Genomic DNA, 14,603 nt, shown 5'->3' with positions numbered 1-14,603 from the left:
ATGACCGGCACGACGACAACCATCGAATTGCCTTCCGGAACCATCGAGCACACGACCTACGGTCCCGAGGACTCGCCGTACCCGCCGATCGTCTTCGTCCATGGCGCGGTCGTCGACCATCGACTGTGGCGACCGGTCGCCGAACTCCTCGCGCAGGCCGGCTACCGGTGCCATGCCCCGACCCTTCCGTTGGGATCCCACCACATACCGTGGGGGCCGGCGGCCGACCGCAGTCCGCAGGGAGCCGCGCGACTCGTCCGTGAGCTCGTCGCGCAACTCGGCCTCTCCGACGCGACATTGGTCGCGAACGACACCGGGGGCGCGGTGACCCAGTTCGCCCTCGATGCCGACCCGGACTTCGTCCGCGCTCTGGTCTTCACCAATTGCGATGCCTTCGAACTGTTCCCGCCACAACCGTTCGGTTTCGTCTTCGCCCTGATGCGTCAGCGTCCTCTGCTCAAGCCGATGGTCGAGAGCATGCGCGTCAAGGCGTTACGACACTCGTCGCTGGGCGTCGGTCTGCTGCTCGCCGATCCCGATCCCGACTTCACGCTCTCGGTCTTCGAGCCGATGCGTACCGACGCCCGCATCCGAGACGACTTCATCGCCTTCCTCAAGGAGATCGACCCGGCCGAACTCGCCGCGGTGACACCGCGACTTGCACGCACCGACCGGCCGGTGACCATGGTGTGGGGCGCCGACGATCGGTGCTTCACCCCAGCGCACGGTCGGCGCTTCGCGGCGGTCTTCCCGAACTCGCGCTTCATCGACGTCCCGAATGCGCGCACCTTTGTGCCACTCGACCAGCCGCGTGCGGTCGCCGACGCGATCGCCTCGACCACCGCGAGAATCTGACGCCTCGCACGTCGCTGCGAAGAATTCTTTTCGGATCAGGCGTCGGAAAACGCCTCCGACGAACGACGATGAAGATGTGAGCGGCGAACAAGATGGTCCGCCCCAGGGCGGAGCGCCGGCACTGCTGGCGGTGTACGACGATGCACTGCCGGCCGTGTACGGCTACTTGCTGCGCCGGTGTTCGGATCGCCGGGTGGCCGAGGATCTCACCTCGGAGACCTTCCTGGCCGCGATGGACACCGTGCGCCGCGACGACGAGGCCCGTCCGACCACCCCATGGCTGATCGGGGTGGCGCGACACAAACTCGCCGACCATTGGCGCGCCATGCAGCGGACGCCCGAACCCGTCGAGCAACTCCCGGAATCGGTCGACGACGATTGGGAGATCCACCTCGACCGGATGGTGGCGCACTACACGCTGGGCACTCTGTCGCCGACGCACCGGGCGGTGCTGACCCTGCGGTATGTCGACGACCTGACGGTCGGCGACTGTGCCGCCGTCCTCGGTCGCACCGTCGGTGCGACCGAAGCGCTGCTCACCCGGGCCAAGCGGGCCTTTCGCGCGGCCTATCCGGATACCGAATCCCGGCCCGGCCAACCCCACCACACCCGGGGAGGAGGTCACGCATGAGCGAGTACAACAGCACCGAGAATCGCGGCCGCGCAACGCCGTCCGATCCGCTCGTCGTCCTGCGGTCCTCCGATACCCCCGGCTGGACCGAACCCGTCGCGCCTGACGCCGACTTCGCCCGCACGCTGCGGGACCGACTCGAGCGCGGGGCCACCCTTCCGACAGGAGTTGTCATGAGTACATCGACCATGGAGACAGACGCAGCATTGTCGAACGCAGCGTCGCCGACCCCGCCCGCCGTCGAACGGCCGGGCGCCCTCCCCTACCTGAATGTCGCCGACGCGCGAGCCGCGATCGACTGGTACGTCGCACATCTCGGCGCCCGTCTGCGCGGTGAACCGATCATCATGGACGACGGACGCGTCGGGCACGCCGAGCTCGAGATCGGCGGTGGTGCCATCTACCTCGCGGACGAGTTCGCCGAGATGGGACTCACCCGACCACAGGCCGGCAAGGTGTCGGTCAGTCTGATGCTGCCGGTCGACGACGCCGATGCCGCGGTCGCCACAGCGGAGCGCGGTGGCGCGGCGGTCACCCTGGAACCACGTGACGGCTACGGCATGCGAAGCGGGACGATCGTCGACCCATTCGGCCATCGGTGGATGCTGGCCGGGCCGTCGACGGCGGGCGCACCGATCGACAACGGCATCCACACGGGCGACATTGTCCACATGTCGCTGCAGACCCCCGACGCCGGACGCGCGGCGCGCTTCTACGGCGCCGTGCTCGGCTGGAACTACGATCCGGAATCCCGGCAGGTCACCAACCTCGGTCACCGTCTGGGCATCTCGGACGCCGGCGGATACGGCTCGGGCACGCTCTACTGCGTCTACGCGGTCGACGACTTCGACGCCGCGCGGGACGCGATCGTTGCGGCAGGTGGCCAGGCGACCGTGGTCACCGAGGTTTCTCGCGACGGCACACAGGTCCTCGACGCCACCGATGATTCGGGAGTCGCCTTCTCGGTCCACGTCGCCGCCCCCGGCGAGCAGCGGCCAGACCAACATCCCCGCGGAATCGGAGAGATGTCGTATCTGACCGTGCACACCGCCGACAGCTCGCGCTATCGCGCCTTCTACGGCGCCGTGCTCGGCTGGACCTTCCATGGCGGTCGCATCGACGACGGATGGGAGGTCGACGACGTCCGCCCGCAGGTCGGTATCGCCGGCGGGTCCGACAAGGCGGTGGCCGTACCGATGTGGAACGTCGCCGACATGGATGCGGCGGTCGAGCGGGTCGTCGCGGCAGGCGGCCGGGTCATCACCGAACCCGCTGGCCAGGCGTACGGCCTGATGGCCCTGTGTGCCGATGATCAGGGCACCGAGTTCTACCTGGGTCAGCTGTTCTGATCTCGGGCGGCGTCGTAGGCGGTCCGGGAGACGGCAACGTCGGGAACGCGTGACTCGACGAGTTCGATGATGCCCATCAGGCGGGCCGCGACGTCGGCCCCGAGGTCGGTGAGCGAGTACTCCACTTTCGGCGGGATCGTCTGCAGCACAGCACGGTTCACGAATCCATCGCGCTCCAGCGTCTGCAGGGTGACCGACAGCATCCGCTCACTGACCCCGTCGACCCGGCGTCGTAGTGCGTTGAAACGCAGGTCGCCCTCGTTGAGCGCCGCCAGCGCGAGCAACCCCCATCGGCTCGTCACGTTCTGCAAGACGTCGCGGGACTGACAATCGCGGGCGAACACATCCGCCTCGAGGGTCGGATCGCCCGCGACCTCCTTGATCGAAGACGCGGGTTCGGTGGCAGCCATACCGCCAGTGTAGGCCACGTGAGAGCGTGTGCTTCTTCTCACGCTTGCACCATACGAATAGTAAGTGCATGCTGTCACGGAACCACCACAATCCCAGGAGGAAACTCGATGACCACATACGCGGTAACCGGCGCGACCGGCGGACTCGGCGGAAGCGCCGTCCGCTCCCTGCTCGAGCGGGGCGCTGCCCCAGCTGACGTCGTGGCGATCGTGCGTTCGCCCGAGAAGGCGGAGGCCCTGCGCGACGCCGGCGTCACCGTCCGCGTCGCCGACTACGGTGACGTCGATGCGCTGACCAGTGCCCTCACCGGCGTGGACCGGCTCTTCTTCGTATCCGGCTCCGAGGTGGGACAGCGAACTCCGCAGCACACCAACGTGATCGCCGCAGCGAAAACGGCCGGAGTCGGCTTCGTCGCATACAGCAGCATCCTCGACGCGGACACCAACCCGTTGGCGTTGGCGGCCGAGCATCTGGAGACGGAGAAGCTGATCGCCGACAGTGGACTGCGGTACTCATTCCTACGCAACAACTGGTACTGGGACAATTACGTCGCCGGTGCCGGCGCTGCCATCGAATCCGGCATCCTCTACGGTGCGGCCGGCGACGGCAAGGTGGCCGGAGCCGCCCGCGACGACTACGCCGCGGCAGCCGCTGCCGTACTCCTGAGCGACGACCCGCGCCCGATCTATGAACTCGCCGGTTCCCAGCGGCTCGATTACACCGAGATCGCCGCGACGATCGCGAAGATCTCGGGCACACCGGTCCGCTACGAGAACCTGCCCGAGCAGGCGTACGCGGCCGCGCTCGAGGGGAACGGAATCCCGGCGCCGTTCGCGGGCATCCTGGCGAACTCCGATGCGGGCATCGGGGTCGGCGCACTCGATTCCGACTCGACCGACCTAACCGAGCTGCTCGGACGACCGTTGGTGCCGCTCGCCGACGTCCTGAATGCCGGGCTCGCCGTTCGCGTCTGAGGACCGATCAGCCACGGGTCTGCACCAGACCCACGAGCATGACCACGAATCCGGCCACCGCCGCGAACGCCCGGACGATGTTCCACCGCACCCACGGTCGCACGAAATCCTCCCAGACCGTGGGTGCGTCGGCAGGCGACACCGATCCGGCATCGTCGAGCCGAGTGTTGAGCGGAACGTTGACACCCATGGTGATGACGAGGGCCACGACGTAGAGGACGACCGCGACGATCAGCCACCATCGCAACGTCTCCCGCCACCACATCGCGATACCGAGCGCACCGAATACCAGCCCGCCGAAGAAGATCAGCGCGAACACAGGATTGAGGATCGCGGCATTGATGCGCGCCATCGCGACCACCGCGACCTGTGCGCCGGCACGATTCAGCCCGGGCATCACCGCGTACGCGAACGCCGACAACAGGCCCGCGCTCAGGCCCATGGTCGTGACCGTCAGGACGAGAATTCCGTCACGGAGCTGGTTCATCGCGACACCGACTCACCGACAAGGGAACTCACGTAGTCGGCGAAGTCCGTCGGCGGGCGACCGAGGACGCGGGCGACGTCGCCCGACAAGCGCGCGTTGCGCCCATCGAACAACGTGCCGAACAACGACGACAACAGATCGACCTCATCGTCGGCCACGCCGACGTCGCGGAGCAGATCGCGATAATCCTGTGCACCGACATGATTGAACGAGACGGCCCGGCCACGCGCGGCACCGATCTCGGCGGCCGCCTCGGCGAAGGTCAGCAGGCGCGGTCCGGTCAGCTCGTAGGTCTGCCCGGCGTGAGGACTGACACCCTGCGACGTCTCGTCGAGCAGGGCGGCCACCGCCACCTCGGCGATGTCACGGGTGTCCACGAACGGCTCACCCACCTCGCCGACCGGCAGAGTCAGTGAGCCCTCGGCGATCTCCGGCGCAAAGCCGCCCTCCGAGAAATTCTGATCGAACCAGGCGCATGAGAGGACTGTCGACTCCGCGCGAGCGGCGTGCACGATGCGTCCGGCCTCCTGCGCTTCCCCCTCACCCCGTCCGGCGAGCAGAACCAGCCGCCCCACCCCGGCGGCATCGGCGAGACGGACCAGCTCCGCGATGTCGTCGATGGCGCCGGGCACGATGAGGTCGGGTTGATACGCGATGTAGACGGCCCCGACTCCGGCGAGCGCCGGTGCCCACGTGGAGCGTTCGGACCAATCGAATCTCGTCGCGCTGGACCGGCCGGCCCTGCGCACGAGCCGGCCCCGCCTCTCGAGTTGGTCGGCGACGTGGCGGCCGGTCTTGCCGGTCGCCCCGATGACGAGAACGGGTACTGATTCGGGTTGGGTCGTGTGGTGGTTCATGCGTTCAGTTCACAGCGTCGGATCGAGACGTTCCATAGCTGATTGGCTCAGATACATACGAGATCGTCTCGTCGGGTCGTATGCTCGAGGCCATGGATGCACTCGGCAGTCTCCTCAACGGACCTCGAGCCCAGAGCCCGATGCTGTTGCGGATGGCGATGAGGGCGCCATGGTCGGTGCGCATCGAGGACACCGCCCCACTGACCGTCGTCGCGGTCACCCGCGGAACCTCGACGCTCACCTATGACGACGGCACCGAACACCCCGTCGCGGCCGGCGACGTCGCGCTCATCCGCGGCACCCACCCGTACACGATCGCCCACGACCCTGCACACCATTGGGTCGCCCGGATCGACGCCAACGGCGACTGTTTCGATCCCACCGGCACGCACAGCGTCGCCGAGGACATGTGCTTCGGCGTCCGGTCGTGGGGCAACTGCGCCGACGACTCGGCTGCCGACGCCATCATGCTCATCGGCACCTACGCGAGCGGGGAGGTCAGCCAGCGCCTGCTCGCCGCCCTCGACAGGTTCACGGTGATTCCCATGCACGATCACCCGTTGGTGTCGATGATGGAAACCGAGATCGTCCGCGATTCCCCCGCACAGGAAGCCGTGTTGAACCGCCTCCTCGATCTGGTGCTGATCACCGGCCTGCGTCAATCGATGGAATCGGGTCGGGTTCGGGCCGCGCAGTGGTACCGCGCGCACACAGATCCAGTGATTGGACATGCACTTCGGTTGCTCCACAACAACATCGACCAACAGTGGACGGTCGCCTCCCTGGCCTCGGCAACCGGGGTGTCGCGCGCGGTGCTGGCCCGGCGATTCACCGACCTCGTCGGCGAGCCGCCGATGACCTACCTCACGGAGTGGCGGCTGTCGCTGGCCGCAGATCTCCTGGCAGACCGCACCACATCCCTGAGTTCGATTGCCCGCCACGTCGGCTACGGCAGCCCGTTCGCGTTCAGCGCCGCCTTCAAACGTCGGCGCGGGGTGAGCCCGGCCGCCTACCGTGCACAGATGACCGACGGCGACGACGCGACAGCAGCGGGGCTCATGGTTCACTGATGGCCATGTCCATCCGCTCGTCGCTCGCCGGTCTCGTGCGGCGCATGCCCTTCGGCATCGGCACGGTGACGATGCTTCTCGTAGCTGCGATGGTCGCGTCGGTCGCGGCGATCCTCGCCATCGGTACACCGGCGGACAACTCGACCGAGTACCGCGACGGCCACCTGCGCGGCTACGCCACCGAGCCCGACGTCGCGTGGACACAGTCGAGCGACACGTTGCCCGGCTATCGCGCCGACTCCGGCGTCGAGGTGGTCGACACGTGGCGCGACGAATGGCTCCTCGCGTATCCGTCGGGACTCGGCCGCGCCTTCGTCCTGGTGAACGCGAGGTCCGGCTCACCGCTGTGGAAAGATCCCGTGGTCGCCGGACTCGGCGGCTGCGGACTCAACGATCTCGGGCAGGTCGGCTGCGCCATCAAGCTCGGCGGGGTCCCCGACGGCTTCTATCTGATCGACGACACCGGCACTCCCACTTCGGGTACCGACCTCGACGACACCGAGCACGTCGTCGGTGTGGGCACGGACTATCTCCGCATCGACCAGGCCGGATATCGCGCGACCCTCCGCGACCCGACGGGCCGCGAGATCTGGTCGCGCACCTTCGCCGCCTCGGCTCAGGCGAGGACCCGACCCGACGGCGTTCTGATCGTCAGCACCGCGGACGGCACACGATTCGTCCTCGACCCGGCCACCGGGGCCGACCGCCTCTCGTGCAGCCAGTGCGACATCACCTCGTTCGACACCGGTATCACCGTGCAGTACAACGAGTTCGGCCGCGAGCGGGTTGCCACGTACGCGGTCACCGAGGGTGACGTACAGACTCCCCCGGTCGCCGTCTCCGACGGACTCCGGGTTCTCGGAGGTAAGTCGACGCTGCCCGTCCTGACCGGCACCGGTGACGGTCAGGTCCAGGCCACCCAAGGCCGATACGAGATCCGCGACCCGGCGCGAGAGGATGCGCTCTGGCAGATCACCGACCCGGAACTGTCGAAGGCGAACACCAAGCCCTGCGGCACCGAGGTGGCGTTCGCCCTCAAGGATCGGACCCGGCTCTTCTACACCCTCGCGGACGGCAAGCGGATCGGCCGGATGGACCCTCCCGCGTTCGACAGACCGGAGAGCAACATCGACCACCTGTCGTGCGTCGGCTCGTCGGGCACGACCATGATCTTCGCCGACCCCGACCAGGTCACGGCCATCGACACCACGACCGGACAGATCTCCTGGACGCGGTCGGTGATCGGCACCACCGAGGCCGTGGAAGGCTACCTCGTCCTTCACGAAGGCACCTCGATCACGGTCCTGCGGCCCCACTGAATCGTCGGCCGCGACTGTGCGTGGCGTCACACCGAATCCGGTTCCAGAGCGCTGAACTGCGCCACTCCGAACGCCTTCAGGAATATCTCAGATTTGATAACAGCAAGATAACGGTGCACCCAAGAATTGGTGTACGGTCGGCGACGGTCGATGGTCGCTCTGGGGGGGGGACCACACCGGGTAAGCAGTCCACCGATGTGTTGTTCGCGAGGTTGATTCGTCTTGGGGAAGCATTCCGCATCCACGCTGGGTGCAACGTCGTTCACCTTGGCTCCCCCGCCCCCACCGCCGGTCGACTGGGACCCTGTCAGGCCGTCGATCGAGTGGAATCCGTTCGAGCAGACCAATCCGCTCTGGCCCAGCGAACCGATCACACTCACCGGCCCCAAGACACCGAAGACACCGAGAGTTCCGACCAGGCACGCGCGCCGGGAGGTCTGGAAGGTGCGCGCCCCCATCCTGGCGGCCGCCATCGTCCCCATCGGCGTCATCGCCGCGAGCGCCACCGGTGCCGGGCACTCCACCACCCCGAAGGCGACCGCCTCGTCGTCGGAGGTCTCCGCGCAGCCGCTCACCGGAGACGCAGAGGCCACGGTCCGACGGGCCGCAGCAACCTTCCGCTTGCCGGCTCCACTCCCGCCGCCACCCCCGCCTCGCCCACCGGCCGTGGTGGCCGACGGCGAGGTGCCCGCTCCGAATTACGACGCCTACCAGAGGGCCGCCGACATCCTGGCCAAGACCAACCCCAGCTGCGGGATTCCCTGGTCGGTCATCGCGGGTATCGGCAAGGTCGAGTCCCATCACGCCAACAACGGCGACGTCGACCCCGCCACGGGCGAGCTACGCACTCCTATCTACGGTCCGACACTGGACGGCAGCCTGGCAGCCAACGAGGTCATCACCGACACCGACGGCGGGCGTCTAGACGGCGACTCCACCTATGACCGTGCTGTTGGCCCGATGCAGTTCCTGCCCTCGACCTGGGAGCACTACGGCGCCGACGGCAACGGCGACGGCAAGAGCGACCCGCAGAACATCTACGACGCCGCGCTCACCACCGGTCGCTATCTCTGCGACGGGCACAAAAACCTTCGCAGTACCGCCGAACAGGTATCCGCGATCCTCCGATACAACAACTCGATGACCTACGTCGACAACGTGCTGGGCTTCGCTCGGAGCTACTGACCCGACTGCGACGCCATCACCAACGCCGGGCCGTCACGATCCGCTCAGGAACGCCTGCAGCGCAGCTGAATACATCGGTACGTCGTCGGCGCCCATGAGTTCGCGTGCGCTGTGCATGGCCAACTGCGGCGCCCCGACATCAATGGTCGTCAGACCCGTCCGCGCGGCCGTGATGGGGCCGATGGTCGACCCGCACGGCAGGTCGGCGCGGTGGGTGTAGCGCTGCATCGGCACGCCCGCCGAATCGCACGCGATCGCGAACACGGCCTCGCCCACCGCATCCGAGGCGTACCTCAGGTTCTGGTTGACCTTCAGTACCGGGCCGCCGTTGATGTCGATCCGGTGCGAAGGCTCGTGCCGGTCCGGGTAGTTGGGATGGGTGGCGTGCGCCATGTCACCGGACACACAGACACTTGCCGCCATCGCCTGTAGGTATTCGGATCGAGAACCACCGCGGGCCAACACGATCCGCTCACAGATGGTCGCCAGTAAGTCGGAGGCGGCGCCGCGTTCGGATCCGCTGCCCACCTCCTCATGATCGAACAGCGCCACCATCCGGGTCTCGATCGAGGGCTCCGAATCGAGCAGCGCGCGCAACCCGGCGTAGCACGTCCCCTGATTGTCGAGGCGCGGAGCGCTGAGCAGATCGTCGCGTGGACCGATGAGTCGAGACGGCGTGACGTCGTGGGTCATCAACTCCCAGCCCAGCAATGACGACGGCTCGATGCCTGCGTACGAAGCCACCCACTCGAGGACACCGGGCTCCTCCGGGCTCGCCGACCAGAGCCCGTCCACGTGCCGCTGCGGGTCGAGGGTGACCCCTTTGCGATCCTCGGACAAATGAATTGCCAACTGCGGCACCCGGACCACCGGCTCGGTCACGTGGACCAGCACATGTTCGACGGCGGAACCGACGCGATGGGCCAACCGACCGGACAGCCCGAGGTCGCGGTCCAGCCACGAATTCAGCCACGCCCCGCCATACGGCTCGAGTGCCACCATCCCCACGCCGGCCGACGTCCGGTCCGGATGCTGCTTGACCCGCAGGTTCGGGCTGTCGGTGTGTCCGCCGATGATACGAAAAGCGTTGCCGTCGCCGGTATCCCACGCGACCAGCGAACCACCCCTGATGACGTAGTTCCGGCTCGAGGCGGTCGACCACTCCTCGTGCTCGTGCAGTCGAACGTAACCCGCCGCCTCCAATTCCGCTGCGACGGTGGCGCACACGTGGAACGGCGACGGTGAAGCGTCGATGAATTCGCCGAGCCCCTCGGCGGTGGCAGTGGTCGTGATCAACGGGCACCTCCTACAGTTGCGGATGTCAGCGGCAGCCTGCCCCGGACGATCTCCTCGACCACACCGATCGCGACGGCCACCGCGATCCCGCCGACCCGCGCTCGCGGACGGAGCGAGACGTTGCACAACCCGAGCATGGCGACCCCGGTGGCCACCATGATCAGAGAGGTCATCAGGCGGCGGCGAGCACGGAATCGATCACCGAATAGAAGAGTCCCAGACCGTCGTCGCTGGGTCCGGTCAGCGCTTCGGTCGCATGCTCGGGGTGCGGCATCAGGCCGACGATGCGGCCGTCGGCGCTGGAGATCCCGGCGATGTCGAGTGCCGAGCCGTTCGGGTTGCCACCGGAATAGGTGAACACGATGCGGCCCTCGCCCCCGAGCTCCTCGAGTTTGGCCTGCGGGGCGACATAGCGGCCTTCGCCGGACTTGAGCGGGATGAGGATCTCGGCGCCCCGCTCGAAGCGGCTCGTCCACGTCGTGGTGTTCGATTCGACCTTCAGCCACTCGTCGCGGCAGACGAAATGCAAGCCCTCGTTGCGGGTCAGCGCGCCCGGCAGCAGGCCCGCCTCGCACAGCACCTGGAAACCGTTGCAGATCCCGAGGACCGGCAACCCCTTGGTGGCCGCCTCCAGAACCGAACCCATCACCGGCGCGAATCGGGCGATGGCGCCGGCACGCAGGTAGTCGCCGTAGGAGAAGCCTCCCGGCACGATCACCGCGTCGACATTCTTGAGGTCGGCGTCGCCGTGCCACAGTTCCACCGGCTCGGCACCGGCCAGTCGCGCAGCGCGGACGGCGTCGATGTCATCGAGCGTCCCGGGGAAGGTGATGACCCCGATACGAGCAGTCATGAGTCGGCCCTCAGTCCGCGACGCGCGAGACGTTGAAGTTCTCGATCACCGTGTTGGTGAGCAATTCCTCCGCGATACGTTCGAGCGCCACGTCGTCGACCGAGTCGTCGACCTCGAGTTCGAATCGCTTGCCCTGTCGGACGTCGGCAACCCCGGAGAATCCCAGCCGACCCAGAGCTCCCACGATCGCCTGCCCTTGCGGGTCGAGGATCTCGGCCTTCGGCATCACGTCGACCACCACTCGCGCCATGGGCACTTGCTCCGTTCTCGCTGGTGCGCTGTTCAGCGATCACCTTACCGGGTGGTCGCCGCCCACACGGTGTCCGGATCACTCCACCCGTACTGCACCGACCGGGCGCACAGATTCATCGATCGGGCCCTCGACCGCGTCGACCGGGCACAGAAATTCGTCGACCGTGCACTCATGTGCACGGTCGACGAGGAACTGCGCCCGCTCGGCGGGAAGTTGCACCCGGTCGGCGAGGTCGGTGACCCTGCCTGGTGTTGCGTCAGAGCGCCGCTTCGATGGCGGAGATAACCGCGGGGTCATTCGGCTCGGTGCGGGGACGGAAACGGTTGATCACCGTGCCGTCGGCGCCGACGAGGAACTTCTCGAAGTTCCACTGCACGTCGCCCGCCTCGCCGTCCGCGTCGGCCGTCTTGGTCAGCTCCGCATACAGCGGGTGCTGGCCGTCGCCCTTGACGTCGGCCTTCTCCAGGAGGGGAAAGGAGACGCCATAGCTGGTCGAGCAGAAGGTCGCGATCTCCTCGGCGGTGCCCGGCTCCTGGCCCATGAACTGGTTGCACGGCATGCCGACGACGGTCAGACCGCGGTCACCGTAGCTCTTCGCGATCTCCTCGAGCCCCGTGTACTGCGGGGTCAGGCCACATTTGCTCGCCACGTTGACGACCAGCATCGGTCCGGGGAGGGCGGAGAGATCGAGCGCGCTGCCATCGAGCGCCTTGACTGGGATGTCTTTGACGTTGCTCACCCCTTCGACGCTATCGCAGCCCGGAGATCGGAGGCGGAGATCACCCCCGGTATGACCGCCGTCACTGTGCGGCACCCGTTATGCCGGATCTCACCATTACTTGCGTTTCCGAAATAGTTGCGTAGGCGTTACTTTTATACCCGTGGCCGAAACCCAGACGCAGAACCACGACTCGTCCCCCGCTCCCGCGGGTTCCGTCGACGTCGGTTGCGACATGCTCACGGGCTTCCTCGACCGGCTAGCCTGCATGGGCAAGGCGCACACCATGGACACCCTCGCCGCCACCGAGCTGACGTTCTCCCAACTACGCGTTCTGTTCGCGCTCGGAGCGCACGGTGTCGGTGTCGAGAGCATGTCGGTCCACGAGATCGCCGATCAGGTCAATCTCTCGCTCGCGGCAGCCGGCCGGACGGTCGACAAACTCGTCGGTACCGGGCTCGTCGATCGTCGCGAGGACGCGACCGACCGTCGGGTCAAGCGGGTATCACTGACCACCGAGGGCCGGCAGATCGTCGACTCCCAGCTGAGCATCAAACAGGATCTGATCCGCGGTTTCATCGGTCGACTCCCCGAGCCGCTACGACGGGGCCTGTGCGGCGCCCTGAACCCCATCGTCGACAACGAGGTCGACTACTTCTCCGGTATCGGCGATCCGCCCCCGGCCTCCGATCCCGCCCCCTCATCGGACAGTTCACAGAAAGCCAATTCATGACCTCCTCGTCAACGCCGGCGCACGCCCACGCGGGCCCGCCGGACACCAAGCTCGACCGACACGTCCTGATCGTCGCCGGCGTCGTCGTGCTCGGTGCGATCATGTCCATCCTCGACGTCACCGTTGTGTCGGTGGCGCAGAACACCTTCCAGCAGGAGTTCGGCACGGACGCGGCCGGCGCCGCCTGGACGATGACCGGCTACACGCTGGCGCTCGCCGCAGTCATACCGCTGTCCAGCTGGGCTGCAGCCCGTTTCGGCACCAAGAAGGTCTATCTCACCTCACTGGTGCTGTTCGTGGTCGGTTCGGCACTGTGCGCGCTGGCCTGGAACATCGGTTCGCTGGTGGCGTTCCGCGTCATCCAGGGCCTCGGCGGCGGAATGCTCATGCCGATCGGCATGATGATCCTGACAAAGGCCGCCGGACCGGAACGTGTCGGTTCGGTGATGGCTGTTCTCGGTATCCCGATGCTGCTGGGCCCGATCGCCGGCCCGATCCTGGGCGGCCTGCTCATCGAGAAGGCCTCCTGGCATTGGGTGTTCCTGATCAACGTGCCGATCGGCGTCGTCGCGATCATCTACTCGTGGTTCGCCCTGCGTGGCGACAACGAGACGACCTCGCGTCCATCATTCGACTTCATCGGTCTGCTCTTGCTGTCACCAGGACTGGCGTTGTTCCTCTACGGCATCTCGTCGAGCAACGAGGCAGGCACATTCATCACGGCCAAGGTGCTGATCCCCGCGATCGTCGGCGCGGTCCTGATCGTCGCGTTCGTCTTTCACGCACTGCGTGCCAAGAACCCGCTCCTGGACCTGCGTCTGTTCCGCAACCGCACGCTCACCGTCGCGGTGATCTCGATGACGCTGTTCATGATCGCGTTCTTCGGCGCGTCACTCTTGTTCCCGCAGTACTTCATCGGCGTCCGCGGTGAGACGACACTCTCCGCCGGTCTGCTGCTGGCCCCGCAGGGTATCGGTGCGATGCTGACCATGCCGATCGCCGGGCGGATGACCGACAAGATCGGTCCCGGAAAGTTCGTGCTGTCCGGAATCGTCCTGATGTTCCTCGGCATGGGTACATTCGTGTTCGTCGGTGCGGAGACCTCCTACCTGATCCTGTGCGGCGCGCTGTTCGTCCAGGGCCTGGGTATGGGCATGACGATGATGCCGATCATGACCGCCGCCCTGGCGACCCTGACCAATTCGCAGGTGCCCGACGGCTCCACGCTGGTGAACGTGGTCCAGCAGACCGCCTCCTCGATCGGTTCGGCCGTCATCGCAGTGATCCTGGCGACGAATCTCAAGAACGCACCAGAGGGAATGCTCGCCATCGTGTCCAACACGGCACCGGACAAGCTCCCCGCGAACATGCAGGGCGCACCGGTCCCGACTTCGTTCTTCGAGTCCGCAGCGAACGCCTTCGGTTCGACCTTCGTCGTCGGCGCGGTCCTGATCGCGCTCACGCTGATCCCCGCGTTCTTCCTGCCCCGCAAGAAGATCGCATCGTCGCTGACCGAAGAAGACATGGATCGCGCGCCGATCGTCATGCACTAACTCGTCACTCCCACACGCAGAACTCCCACAAACCCGGAATGCATCCGGTGTTTGTGGGA

General features: G+C 66.8%; 17 protein-coding genes. 9 read left to right on the top strand and 8 right to left on the bottom strand.

From position 1 onward, the window contains the following. The 3 genes from ACLQ3I_RS16440 to ACLQ3I_RS16430 all read left to right on the top strand — a co-directional run bounded on the left by ACLQ3I_RS16440 (position 1) and on the right by ACLQ3I_RS16430 (position 2,835). A complete protein-coding gene (locus ACLQ3I_RS16440) occupies positions 1–855 on the top strand; it encodes an alpha/beta fold hydrolase (protein ID WP_425789893.1) in 855 nt (284 codons plus the stop codon). Between the two features lie 76 nt (positions 856–931). Next, positions 932–1,486 carry an RNA polymerase sigma factor gene (locus ACLQ3I_RS16435; protein ID WP_425803269.1) on the top strand — a complete coding sequence of 185 codons (555 nt, stop codon included), beginning with the start codon at positions 932–934 and terminating at the stop codon, positions 1,484–1,486. Then, a complete protein-coding gene (locus tag ACLQ3I_RS16430) occupies positions 1,483–2,835 on the top strand; it encodes a VOC family protein (RefSeq protein WP_425803267.1) in 1,353 nt (450 codons plus the stop codon). Before ACLQ3I_RS16435 ends, ACLQ3I_RS16430 begins: the two co-directional genes overlap by 4 nt. On the opposite strand, the gene ACLQ3I_RS16425 is transcribed toward ACLQ3I_RS16430, so the two are convergent. After that, entirely contained in the window at positions 2,823–3,245 is a 423-nt protein-coding gene (locus tag ACLQ3I_RS16425; RefSeq protein ID WP_425789898.1) for a winged helix-turn-helix transcriptional regulator, read from the bottom strand. The two genes, ACLQ3I_RS16430 and ACLQ3I_RS16425, sit on opposite strands and share 13 nt — an antisense overlap. Positions 3,246–3,353: 108 nt before the next feature. Here ACLQ3I_RS16425 and ACLQ3I_RS16420 point away from each other — a divergent pair, with 108 nt between their 5' ends. After that, complete coding sequence (locus tag ACLQ3I_RS16420) at positions 3,354–4,220, top strand: SDR family oxidoreductase (protein WP_425803265.1); 867 nt, start codon at positions 3,354–3,356, stop codon at positions 4,218–4,220. Positions 4,221–4,227: 7 nt separating this feature from the next. On the opposite strand, the gene ACLQ3I_RS16415 is transcribed toward ACLQ3I_RS16420, so the two are convergent. Both ACLQ3I_RS16415 and ACLQ3I_RS16410 read right to left on the bottom strand, forming a co-directional pair. After that, a complete protein-coding gene (locus ACLQ3I_RS16415; protein WP_425803262.1) occupies positions 4,228–4,707 on the bottom strand; it encodes a DUF1772 domain-containing protein in 480 nt (159 codons plus the stop codon). Continuing rightward, positions 4,704–5,564 carry an NmrA family transcriptional regulator gene (locus ACLQ3I_RS16410; protein ID WP_425803260.1) on the bottom strand — a complete coding sequence of 287 codons (861 nt, stop codon included), beginning with the start codon at positions 5,562–5,564 and terminating at the stop codon, positions 4,704–4,706. The genes ACLQ3I_RS16415 and ACLQ3I_RS16410 overlap by 4 nt, the downstream gene beginning before the upstream one ends. A gap of 92 nt (positions 5,565–5,656) precedes the next feature. Here ACLQ3I_RS16410 and ACLQ3I_RS16405 point away from each other — a divergent pair, with 92 nt between their 5' ends. The 3 genes from ACLQ3I_RS16405 to ACLQ3I_RS16395 all read left to right on the top strand — a co-directional run bounded on the left by ACLQ3I_RS16405 (position 5,657) and on the right by ACLQ3I_RS16395 (position 9,138). Then, entirely contained in the window at positions 5,657–6,634 is a 978-nt protein-coding gene (locus tag ACLQ3I_RS16405; protein ID WP_425789906.1) for an AraC family transcriptional regulator, read from the top strand. Beyond that, positions 6,634–7,953 (top strand): hypothetical protein, encoded by a 1,320-nt coding sequence (locus ACLQ3I_RS16400; RefSeq protein WP_425803258.1) that lies wholly within the window; start codon positions 6,634–6,636, stop codon positions 7,951–7,953. Before ACLQ3I_RS16405 ends, ACLQ3I_RS16400 begins: the two co-directional genes overlap by 1 nt. A 444-nt stretch (positions 7,954–8,397) precedes the next feature. Beyond that, positions 8,398–9,138 (top strand): lytic transglycosylase domain-containing protein, encoded by a 741-nt coding sequence (locus ACLQ3I_RS16395; RefSeq protein WP_425790501.1) that lies wholly within the window; start codon positions 8,398–8,400, stop codon positions 9,136–9,138. Between the two features lie 33 nt (positions 9,139–9,171). On the opposite strand, the gene ACLQ3I_RS16390 is transcribed toward ACLQ3I_RS16395, so the two are convergent. The 5 genes from ACLQ3I_RS16390 to ACLQ3I_RS16370 all read right to left on the bottom strand — a co-directional run bounded on the left by ACLQ3I_RS16390 (position 9,172) and on the right by ACLQ3I_RS16370 (position 12,279). Beyond that, entirely contained in the window at positions 9,172–10,434 is a 1,263-nt protein-coding gene (locus tag ACLQ3I_RS16390; protein WP_425803255.1) for a M18 family aminopeptidase, read from the bottom strand. After that, entirely contained in the window at positions 10,431–10,607 is a 177-nt protein-coding gene (locus ACLQ3I_RS16385; RefSeq protein WP_425803253.1) for a hypothetical protein, read from the bottom strand. Before ACLQ3I_RS16385 ends, ACLQ3I_RS16390 begins: the two co-directional genes overlap by 4 nt. After that, positions 10,607–11,287, bottom strand: coding sequence for a phosphoribosylformylglycinamidine synthase subunit PurQ (gene purQ, locus ACLQ3I_RS16380; RefSeq protein WP_425803251.1), 681 nt, complete (start codon positions 11,285–11,287; stop codon positions 10,607–10,609). Before purQ ends, ACLQ3I_RS16385 begins: the two co-directional genes overlap by 1 nt. A gap of 10 nt (positions 11,288–11,297) precedes the next feature. Continuing rightward, positions 11,298–11,537, bottom strand: coding sequence for a phosphoribosylformylglycinamidine synthase subunit PurS (gene purS / locus ACLQ3I_RS16375; protein WP_425789915.1), 240 nt, complete (start codon positions 11,535–11,537; stop codon positions 11,298–11,300). A 259-nt stretch (positions 11,538–11,796) separates the two neighbouring features. Further along, entirely contained in the window at positions 11,797–12,279 is a 483-nt protein-coding gene (locus tag ACLQ3I_RS16370; RefSeq protein WP_425803248.1) for a glutathione peroxidase, read from the bottom strand. A gap of 142 nt (positions 12,280–12,421) precedes the next feature. On the opposite strand from ACLQ3I_RS16370, the gene ACLQ3I_RS16365 reads away from it, so the two are divergent. Both ACLQ3I_RS16365 and ACLQ3I_RS16360 read left to right on the top strand, forming a co-directional pair. Continuing rightward, positions 12,422–12,991 (top strand): MarR family winged helix-turn-helix transcriptional regulator, encoded by a 570-nt coding sequence (locus ACLQ3I_RS16365; RefSeq protein ID WP_425803245.1) that lies wholly within the window; start codon positions 12,422–12,424, stop codon positions 12,989–12,991. Continuing rightward, positions 12,988–14,544, top strand: a complete 1,557-nt coding sequence (locus ACLQ3I_RS16360) for a DHA2 family efflux MFS transporter permease subunit (protein WP_425789919.1) — start codon at positions 12,988–12,990, stop codon at positions 14,542–14,544. The genes ACLQ3I_RS16365 and ACLQ3I_RS16360 overlap by 4 nt, the downstream gene beginning before the upstream one ends. Positions 14,545–14,603 lie beyond the last annotated feature (59 nt).

This window comes from Gordonia sp. DT101 (assembly GCF_049844895.1).
Lineage (GTDB): Bacteria > Actinomycetota > Actinomycetes > Mycobacteriales > Mycobacteriaceae > Gordonia.
This window is presented reverse-complemented; position numbering and strand designations above follow the sequence as displayed.

Excerpts from the sequence above, each read along its gene's own strand:
- ACLQ3I_RS16440 (WP_425789893.1), top strand. The coding sequence starts at position 1 with ATGACCGGCACGACGACAACCATCGAATTGCCTTCCGGAACCATCGAG.
- ACLQ3I_RS16430 (WP_425803267.1), top strand. The coding sequence starts at position 1,483 with ATGAGCGAGTACAACAGCACCGAGAATCGCGGCCGCGCAACGCCGTCC.
- ACLQ3I_RS16425 (WP_425789898.1), bottom strand. The coding sequence starts at position 3,245 with ATGGCTGCCACCGAACCCGCGTCTTCGATCAAGGAGGTCGCGGGCGAT.
- ACLQ3I_RS16420 (WP_425803265.1), top strand. The coding sequence starts at position 3,354 with ATGACCACATACGCGGTAACCGGCGCGACCGGCGGACTCGGCGGAAGC.
- ACLQ3I_RS16415 (WP_425803262.1), bottom strand. The coding sequence starts at position 4,707 with ATGAACCAGCTCCGTGACGGAATTCTCGTCCTGACGGTCACGACCATG.
- ACLQ3I_RS16410 (WP_425803260.1), bottom strand. The coding sequence starts at position 5,564 with ATGAACCACCACACGACCCAACCCGAATCAGTACCCGTTCTCGTCATC.
- ACLQ3I_RS16405 (WP_425789906.1), top strand. The coding sequence starts at position 5,657 with ATGGATGCACTCGGCAGTCTCCTCAACGGACCTCGAGCCCAGAGCCCG.
- ACLQ3I_RS16400 (WP_425803258.1), top strand. The coding sequence starts at position 6,634 with ATGGCCATGTCCATCCGCTCGTCGCTCGCCGGTCTCGTGCGGCGCATG.
- ACLQ3I_RS16385 (WP_425803253.1), bottom strand. The coding sequence starts at position 10,607 with ATGACCTCTCTGATCATGGTGGCCACCGGGGTCGCCATGCTCGGGTTG.
- purQ (WP_425803251.1), bottom strand. The coding sequence starts at position 11,287 with ATGACTGCTCGTATCGGGGTCATCACCTTCCCCGGGACGCTCGATGAC.
- purS (WP_425789915.1), bottom strand. The coding sequence starts at position 11,537 with ATGGCGCGAGTGGTGGTCGACGTGATGCCGAAGGCCGAGATCCTCGAC.
- ACLQ3I_RS16360 (WP_425789919.1), top strand. The coding sequence starts at position 12,988 with ATGACCTCCTCGTCAACGCCGGCGCACGCCCACGCGGGCCCGCCGGAC.